This window comes from Moraxella equi (genome assembly GCF_002027555.1).
Classification (GTDB): domain Bacteria; phylum Pseudomonadota; class Gammaproteobacteria; order Pseudomonadales; family Moraxellaceae; genus Moraxella; species Moraxella equi.
Genome location: NZ_MXAP01000172.1, coordinates 1 through 7,921 on the forward strand (window position 1 = coordinate 1; position 7,921 = coordinate 7,921).

A 7,921-nucleotide genomic window follows, 5' to 3' on the forward strand; every position below is an offset into this window, starting at 1 on the left:
ATTTTGATTTAACAATGCCCATCGTATTTTTGTGAAAATGTTGTCAATGTTCAACATGCCCTAGTTTTCGTTACAGCATACTTTTTGGACGAGTGCCGAATTTTTGATTATTATGGACGATTATTTTTATTATCTTACATTCATTTCAATGGGCGAATCACACCCGAGACATTCATCTTAGGTTAAGTGAAAACATTTTAAATTACGGACTTTGGGCAACCCTAATCAGCACTGTGATCATCACCCCCATTTGTGAAGAAATTATTTTTCGTGGCTTTTTATGGCGAGCGACATTGGACGCTTTTCAAAGTGAGCGTATGGCACTTATTATTAGTAGTAGTACCGTTTTTGCCTTTACACACTACAACTTTAACCCAAGCTCTGTTCTTTTTTATTTTATCGGTGGTTTTATTTTTGTTTATGCCAGAACCACAGGGGGAACGCTCGCCTTTGCCATATTTTTGCATTTTTTACACAATTTCGCCTTGATGTTAGGAACGTTGGTCATCATGTCAAAATAATACAGTCAAGAATTTTAAAAGTACCACAAAACCAACCTTAGGCGTAGGGTGCAACCACGCATCGTTTGAAGCAACAGCCCTTTATTGGTGCATGATACGCACCTTACGCAGGCTTTATAGTCAATTCCACCCCTATCCAAAACACCACGCAAACATCAAAAAGGATTATGTTAAATAAATTTTACCCATAAAAAATCCCACCAGTTTGCACTCGTGGGATTTTGTGTCAAGCCTTTGGCTAATTATTCGCCAACAACAGACACATAACGGCGACCAAACTCGCCTTTCTTTTCAAATTTTACTACGCCATCAGTCAAGGCAAATAGCGTGTGGTCACGACCCATGCCTACGCCTTCACCTGCGTGAAATTCGGTGCCACGCTGACGCACGATGATGTTACCTGCGATGACATCTTGACCGCCAAATACTTTTACGCCGAGCATTTTTGGGTTAGAATCGCGACCGTTTTTGGTGGAACCACCAGCTTTTTTAGTTGCCATGAGAATATCTCCTGTGAATACTTTTTATAAAGTATATAAATTAACCATTGATTGCGTTGATTTTAAGCTCGGTGTACCATTGGCGATGACCTTGCTCTTTGTGGTAATGCTTGCGACGTTTATGCTTAACGATACGCACTTTTTTACCACGACCGTGAGAAACCACTTCTGCAACCACGCTGGCACCAGCAACCACAGGCTGACCGATTTTTACATCAGAGCCATTTACTACCATTAGCACTTCCTCAATATTCAAGGTTGCACCAACTTCTGCTTTTAGAAGCTCAACTTTCAAAGTCTCGCCAACGCTGACACGGTGTTGCTTACCGCCACTTTTGATAACTGCGTACATCTGTACTCTCCAAGAAACCTGTCTGCCGTGATTGGCGACCTGCCAACACTTGAAAACGGACGAGACTAGGATAAAAACGCCCCATTATACGCTATTTTTTTGGGGAATGCAAGTACTTTTTATGCGTATGCCATTGTATAGTCAAAGGGGCGAATGTGTTCTAATGCCGATTGGGAATTTTGTTCAGCTTGTAAGTTGGGTTACAATACGAAACCCAACTTTTTTCTACCCTGCACCCCACAAACTTACAAATGATGACATTGGTGGTGTGGTGTTATTATCAGTGGGCGTGGGGCGATAGATACAACTTTTTTATAAAGAGCGTTTAAATGGTACGCCTGTTGACAAAGAGTATCTACAACCGTTAAAATTCCAAAGTCAGTCTGTATTTGGGTTAAGCGATAGTAAAACCCAACAGTTTAAGTTTTCAGATTTAAAATGCTGGGTTTCGTTACCTCAACCCAACCTACGAACTTCCATAGAAAAAATGGGCAATTTCAAACCTGATAACAGCTCTTTTTATCGTGATACCGATGAAAAAGCCCAAATTTTTGAGACTTTTAAATTGAAATGAAAAAACTATATGAAATTTTAGACAAAAATTACAACGATTACAACTTAGGCTTTGAAGTGCAATCGCCTGAAAAAGAATTCGTTTCGTGGGATAGCACTTATGCCGAAATACTCGCCTTGCCCTGTGTGGAACCCAACAATACGCTCGATATGGACTTGGAACTTTCCAACCACTACGCCTTTACATACCCTGTGCGAGTGGGAAATCTGCTCTTTAAAAATTGGGGATTTTATTATATTCCCCACCACAGAAAGAATATTGCTGTTCAGTCGTATTCTTTTGTGGTTTTTAATCCTTATACCATTGATTTAAAAGAAGTTTTAACGATAAAAAACACTTTGCACAGGCATTTAAAAGAACGCAAAAATCATATTCCTTATTACGACATCGGTTTTGATTTTGACACCAATAATCATATAAACTTTCATTTGTATTTTTGGAAAGACACTCAACAACTTCATTTTGAAGTCATTAACCAAAGAAAATATCCGCATTTACTTTTGAATGAAGAATATGAAAGTAAGATGCAAATTTCTGATTTTGTGCTTTTTGAAGAAGAAATTTCTTTGACCAGAAATTATAAAGAATATCAATCGATGAAACGCCGACCACCTATTTTAACAGAGCGTTTCGGCAAAAAGCCTGTTCTATGGGTGGATAAAACCAATGGAATTTTGGGAATTGCCGATGAAATATCAGCTCAATTTGTACCACTTGATCAAATAGAACGCTTTGAAATGACGCGTGCCTTACCCGCCAAAGGCTACGGCTGGGACGATTTTTGCATTTTAGAAAAGGGCGAAGAATACACCACTCGCCTTTTCATTTTGCCTTGTTATGCTTTTGATAAAAACCATTTAAAAGAAAAGATAGAAAAAGTGATTGGGCAAAAACTACCTATTGTGGATTATGGTTATGATTGTTGAAAATCAATTTTTTTAATCAATTCAACTTTTAAGCAGAAAAAATGACAGAATATCCATTTTTTAAAGAAGACGGCATTGCTTCTACCCAAGAAAAGGTGTTTATTTCAAGCCTTCAAAAAGCGATGCCGATTTGGGTTTATACTAAAAATGAATATTTTAATGATTTTTTACCCAAAAAAAGGTTTCTGAAACATTTTTTAACGCTGAAAATATTTTAACGCCACTGCAAGTCGCCATAGCTCGGCAGGTTGGGTTAAGCGATAGCAAAACCCAACAATTTAAGTTTCGTATTTAAAATGTTGGGTTTCGTTATCTCAACCCAGCCTACGGACTATACATCTTACTTTCGGATTGATTTTTTGAAAATATTTAATTTAAAATCCCACAAATCAAATATTTCTCACAATCATCATTATATTAAAAAGCAATACCAACTACCGCCAATACCATTTCTATTTTTGTGGCTTTTGGGTGTTTCATTCCAATGCAAATAAAAAATATCTGATTTCTAATCATATATTTTTATTATCCCCACAGCAAATGTCAAAAACGCCAAAAATTGCAAATACGCAACCCCCTTATCAATCGTCATCAATCTTATTCGAAAGCGAATACCACACCGCCAAACTTTGGGCGACTTGTGCCACATTATGCGTCCGCACAATGCCCGCCCCCTGTGCCACCGCAAGTAGAGCAAGGGCAGTGCTGGCGGTATCTCGCTCGGCAGGATTGGTGTTTGCTAGGGTTTCAATACCGCTCTCCGCCAAAATTTCGCCAACAAAGCGTTTACGAGACACGCCAAACAACATCGGATAGCCCAATTTGCCAAATTCGCCCAAATTCTTAACAATATCAATATGATGTCCGTATTCTTTGGCAAAGCCCATACCCACATCAAGGACGATATTTTCCCGCCGAACGCCCGCTTGCACCGCCTTACCCACCAAGCCCCCAAGCTCCGCCGACACTTCCGCCACCACATCGTCATAGACCGCCATTTTGTCCATTGTCGCAGGCTCGCCCCGACTGTGCATTAGCACGACAGGCAAAGCCAAACGACTTGCCGTATCTACCGCCCCCGCCCTTGACAGCCCCCTCACATCGTTCCAAATGTCCACCCCCAAATCCGCCATTTGTGCCATAACGGACGGGCTACTCGTGTCAATGGACAACCAAAGATTGGGGTGGGTTTTTTTGATTTCGGTAACAATCGGTGTCAAGCGAGCCAGCTCCAACTCGTCTGTAACAGGCGTGGCATTGGGGCGAGTGGATTCCGCTCCAATGTCAATAATGTCTGCCCCTTGGCGTAGCATTTCGTCCACTCGGGCAAGGGCGGTGTGGGTGGCGGTAAATTGCCCACCGTCCGAAAAAGAATCGGGCGTTACATTTAAAATCCCCATTATTCTGGGTTTGGATAGATTTAAAATTTTGCCATTGGCGGATAAGGCAAAATTGGGTAAAGGGGCGAATAAAGGGTTTGGGGTTTCGTTAAAGTCGGTCATTGTAAATTTGTCCAAATAGGTTTTAAAATTTTGACAATATTATAGCAGATAATTTGATTAAAAACATTGTATTTTTTATTATTTAAAAATCACTTTGTTTTTATTTTGATAATCTGTCAAATACCGTTTCTATATAATATTGATATTCATCATTTAAGGTTTGGTAAATGGGTTTTTCTGTTAATGCTAATATTTTTTGAGAAATGATATGTTTATGGTGTGGATAATTTATCCATTGGCTAATTTTACCGTACAAGCCTTGACAATCATCACAATTACAATCAATATCACAATAACTATCATAATTGGTATGGTAAATATATTCACAAAAATTTATCAATGCTACATCATTATTTAAAAATTTTAATAAAACTTCCAATAATTCATCAATAATTTCTACCAATCCTGACGAAAAAATCATTTCAATTATGCCAAAAACATTCACATAATGCCAGTCATCATATTGGCATAATTTATTTTTTAAAAATAATTTAGCAAATTGTTTAAAAACCGTTAATTCCAATTCCGACCAAACGCCCAAATTCAAATAACATTCACTCAAAGAATCTTCAAATTCCATACGAATTTCTTCATCTTCTACCAAAAATTCAAACATTCTTGGCATAAAATATAATATTTCATCAGACAAGGCGATTTTATCACCACATTCTACCGCATTCACATAATCATAAATTGTCAAAGTAGACAATTCACGCACAGGCAGTTTATAAATCAATTCTACATTATGTTCACAAACACAACAATAAGTACACACTTCAAGCGGTTTATGTGGACGATAATTTTGAAAAATTACACAAGCCATTTCTATCAAAGTGTGAATGTCTTTGGTATTTTCAATCTCGGATTGGGAATATTTTTAACTGCTCTATTTTTCATTTTAGCATTCCAATGATTTTAAACTTAACACATTTTAATTCAAAAATGGTTAATATAAAAATTCTCTTGAAAAAACTTTCTAATTATGCCATTATATCTTATTTTAAAATCCTTGTTAAGGAAAAACTTTGCACTATTTTGAACAACACAAAAGCACAGAAAAGGCGATTTTGGTGCATTGCACTTTTAAAAGTTTGGATTTTGCCGACAATCAAAACGATTTGGACGAATTTCGCTTACTTGCCATTTCTGCCGATGCCGAGATTTTGGGCGAAATCACAGGCACAATGAACAAACCAAGTGCCAAATATTTTGTGGGGACGGGCAAGGCGGACGAAATCGCCCAAAAAGTCGCTGAGACGGGAGCGGAAATTGTTCTTTTTAATCATACGCTTACGCCAAGCCAAGAACGCAATTTGGAAAAAATCTTGCAATGCAGGGTCATTGACCGTATGGGGCTGATTTTGGACATTTTTGCCAAGCGAGCAAGGACTTATGAAGGCAAATTACAAGTGGAGCTTGCCCAGCTGACCCATTTGTCGTCAAGGCTTGTGCGTGGCTATGCTCATCTTGGGCAACAAAAAGGCGGTATTGGGCTACGGGGGCCGGGCGAAACCCAGCTTGAAACCGACAGACGGCTTTTGCAAGTGCGGGTAGGTCAGCTGAAAGACAAGCTCGCCAAAGTCAAACAAACCCGCCAAATCGGACGAGCCAAACGCACCAAATCGTCCACACCCACCGTCTCGCTGGTCGGCTATACCAACGCAGGCAAATCCACGCTGTTCAACGCTTTGACGGGCGAGAACATTTACAGTGCTGACCAGCTGTTTGCCACGCTTGACCCCACTTTGCGTCAAATTGACTGGCAAGGCGTGGGCAAAGTGGTGCTGGCGGACACGGTCGGCTTTGTGCAAAATCTGCCACACGAACTGGTGGAGAGTTTTCACGCCACGCTAGAAGAGACCCTAGAAGCCGACCTACTTTTGCACGTCATTGACAGTAGCAGTCCCAACATGCACGAGCAGATTGACGCAGTTAATAGCGTTCTTCATGAAATTGGTGCAACCGCCCCTGTCTTGCTTGTCCACAACAAAATCGACAAAACCAAAGAAAAGCCCACCATTCATTATAAGGATGCTACCACACCCCACCGTGTTTATGTGTCGGCTTATGCAAATTTGGGTATCAATGAGCTAACCCAAGCGGTGCAGGAACTTTTGGTGGGGGGATTGTCAGATTTTCACTTAACCCTACCCTATCACGCAGGACAATTAAAAAACGCCTTACATGAGCTTGGGGTCATCACCCATAGCGAATTTGACGATACAGGGCATGAGATACTCACCGTTCGCCTTGCCAAAACCAAATTAAAAGAATTGCTTGGTAGGTATCATCTTAATGCTTTTGACGTATTACCGCCACACGAGGCAAGCCAATTTTTGCCAGAATTGGAAGAGTTTGAAAAGGTGGAGGCTAGGGTGAATAATGATAAAGATGAGGATTTAGACCCGTTTTGTTTGTAGGGTTTGGGTGGTAGGTGTGTATTCTACACTCTGTTATTTACTATACTAAAGCCAATCCTAAAATCTGCTCAATTTTTCAGCACCTTAACCCAAACTGTGAGTTTGTAATAGACTATTTTTTATTAATTTTTATAGAAAACTGCATGACAAATATTTTAAATAAAAAGAAATCATATGTCATATTTTTAATTTTATATACCGTTAGTGTTTTGGCTTGGGTGTTTATTGATGATGGTTTTATCGGATTAAGGTGGCTTTCATTCTACAACCTAGCCATAGTAACGCCATTTTTGCTTGCGGATATGTATTCTTGGAGAAATGAAAGCTTAGAAAGCCTTAAAAAAGAAAAATTTATTTTTTGAATATAAAATTCTTTTCTTAACCCTTGGGCTTTCATTGTGTATACACTTACCACAAAAAATAGCGATTTTGTTTTATGATTTAAATAGTTTAGCAAAAAATACAGAAGTAATGCAGGCAACCAAATAATCAGATTCACTAAATTTTAATCGTTTTAGCAGCGGATCTTTTACGACAATGGCTAACGCCAAAGATGACAATGATATCTCTCCAGTAACTTGTAATTTATTAATTAAACATAAATGTGAATATGACATGGCATTAAATGGTGATAAACCCATTATTGAATACAAAAAATTAGGCTATCCATTCAAAAATTATAAATTAATATTTTCTATTAAATAAAATACCATCAATAAAGACATAAATTACCATTTAAATCTTTATAGAAAAAACAAGCTCTATGTTATTTTTATCTAATTTTTATTCAGTCTGCAAGCATTATATTAATATTTTATGCTTACAGAATTTTATGGCAACATATTATCCATGAAGAGAACTTATCCACTAAGGAGTAAGTCTGCAGGGTGTGTACCACACACCGCCAAATAATGATAAATGGTGCGTGGCATATACCCCGTGATTTACCATTACCATTGAGATATTTTGGAAATAAAATAGGTAATAAAAAAATAAATAACGCTGATGGAAAATATCGCAATTTAACGTTTCGGAAAAAATTTGTTATTTATTTCAGCCCATTATTTATGTTGGTTAATAGCTTAATTTTTGAAGTTTTTGCCATCATTATACCAACCGAACTTAA

General features: G+C 38.3%; 10 protein-coding genes. 6 read left to right on the forward strand and 4 right to left on the reverse strand.

Features of this window, described 5'->3' with window-relative positions:
- Positions 1–194: 194 nt before the first annotated feature.
- Entirely contained in the window at positions 195–521 is a 327-nt protein-coding gene (locus tag B5J93_RS12840) for a CPBP family intramembrane glutamic endopeptidase (RefSeq protein ID WP_228707212.1), read from the forward strand.
- A 242-nt stretch (positions 522–763) separates the two neighbouring features.
- Here B5J93_RS12840 and rpmA read toward each other — a convergent pair whose 3' ends face one another.
- Entirely contained in the window at positions 764–1,021 is a 258-nt protein-coding gene (gene rpmA, locus B5J93_RS12845; protein ID WP_029102112.1) for a 50S ribosomal protein L27, read from the reverse strand.
- A gap of 40 nt (positions 1,022–1,061) precedes the next feature.
- The gene (rplU, locus tag B5J93_RS12850; RefSeq protein ID WP_079326727.1) at positions 1,062–1,373 is read right to left on the reverse strand and encodes a 50S ribosomal protein L21; all 312 of its coding nucleotides are present in this window, start codon (positions 1,371–1,373) and stop codon (positions 1,062–1,064) included.
- Between the two features lie 570 nt (positions 1,374–1,943).
- Here rplU and B5J93_RS12855 point away from each other — a divergent pair.
- Together B5J93_RS12855 and B5J93_RS13635 are read left to right on the forward strand one after the other, a co-directional pair.
- Positions 1,944–2,873: a hypothetical protein gene (locus tag B5J93_RS12855; protein ID WP_079326728.1), complete on the forward strand. Its 930-nt coding sequence runs from the start codon at positions 1,944–1,946 to the stop codon at positions 2,871–2,873.
- A 41-nt stretch (positions 2,874–2,914) separates the two neighbouring features.
- Positions 2,915–3,091: a hypothetical protein gene (locus tag B5J93_RS13635; RefSeq protein ID WP_158080752.1), complete on the forward strand. Its 177-nt coding sequence runs from the start codon at positions 2,915–2,917 to the stop codon at positions 3,089–3,091.
- 363 nt (positions 3,092–3,454) lie between these two features.
- Here B5J93_RS13635 and folP read toward each other — a convergent pair whose 3' ends face one another.
- The gene (gene folP, locus B5J93_RS12860) at positions 3,455–4,375 is read right to left on the reverse strand and encodes a dihydropteroate synthase (protein ID WP_079326729.1); all 921 of its coding nucleotides are present in this window, start codon (positions 4,373–4,375) and stop codon (positions 3,455–3,457) included.
- 100 nt (positions 4,376–4,475) lie between these two features.
- Positions 4,476–5,198 carry a hypothetical protein gene (locus B5J93_RS12865; RefSeq protein WP_079326730.1) on the reverse strand — a complete coding sequence of 241 codons (723 nt, stop codon included), beginning with the start codon at positions 5,196–5,198 and terminating at the stop codon, positions 4,476–4,478.
- 202 nt (positions 5,199–5,400) lie between these two features.
- On the opposite strand from B5J93_RS12865, the gene hflX reads away from it, so the two are divergent.
- The 3 genes from hflX to B5J93_RS13875 form a co-directional block, all read left to right on the forward strand.
- Positions 5,401–6,795 carry a ribosome rescue GTPase HflX gene (gene hflX / locus B5J93_RS12870; RefSeq protein ID WP_079326731.1) on the forward strand — a complete coding sequence of 465 codons (1,395 nt, stop codon included), beginning with the start codon at positions 5,401–5,403 and terminating at the stop codon, positions 6,793–6,795.
- 143 nt (positions 6,796–6,938) lie between these two features.
- The gene (locus B5J93_RS12875; protein WP_079326732.1) at positions 6,939–7,157 is read left to right on the forward strand and encodes a hypothetical protein; all 219 of its coding nucleotides are present in this window, start codon (positions 6,939–6,941) and stop codon (positions 7,155–7,157) included.
- A gap of 549 nt (positions 7,158–7,706) precedes the next feature.
- The coding region (locus B5J93_RS13875) for a hypothetical protein (protein WP_211278896.1) at positions 7,707–7,921 on the forward strand (215 nt) is incomplete at its 3' end.